1 protein-coding gene is annotated in these 577 nt (G+C 67.1%); it reads left to right on the forward strand.

What is annotated here, in order from left to right:
• Positions 1–315 precede the first annotated feature (315 nt).
• A complete protein-coding gene (locus tag J0695_RS39480) occupies positions 316–573 on the forward strand; it encodes a chorismate mutase (RefSeq protein ID WP_206969669.1) in 258 nt (85 codons plus the stop codon).
• The last annotated feature ends 4 nt before the right edge of the window (positions 574–577 follow it).

Here is a 577-nt window from a genome sequence, read left to right on the forward strand (position 1 = left end):
CGCTGCTGGCACGGGGGCGGCCTTCCGGCGATGCAAAGGGGGGCTGGTTTGTCGATTCTAACGGCCCGCGAACATCTGACTTGTCTCAGTCTCCGAAGCCCCGCCATACTGACGCCATGCACAAGCACCTCACGCACGCCTCCACCTACGGCGTCTTTACCTATGGCACCCGGCCCACCGGCTGCCATGGTCGTGCTGCTTGAGCAACTAGCCAGCAACTTCCCAGGCGCCCCGGGCCGACAAGGCCCGGGGCGCCTGTTGCATTCCGGACCTGGTCGACCAGGGGGCCGCCCCTTCCCACCAGGAGTTACGGACATGACCACGACCAGCCCCGAGACCCTCATCAGCGACTCGCGCGCCCGTATCGACGCGATGGACGACCACATCATCGGCCTGATCCAGGAACGCATGGCCGTCTCGGCCGTCATCCAGGAGGCCCGGATGACATCGGGCGGCCGCCGGGTGAACCTCTCGCGCGAGATGGAGGTGCTCAGCCACTACAGCGACGCGCTGGGCAAGCCGGGCACGACCCTGGCGATGACGATGCTGGAGCTGTGCAGGGGCCGCATCTGACGGG

Source organism: Streptomyces beijiangensis, assembly GCF_017315755.1.
Taxonomy (GTDB): Bacteria; Actinomycetota; Actinomycetes; order Streptomycetales; family Streptomycetaceae; genus Streptomyces; species Streptomyces beijiangensis.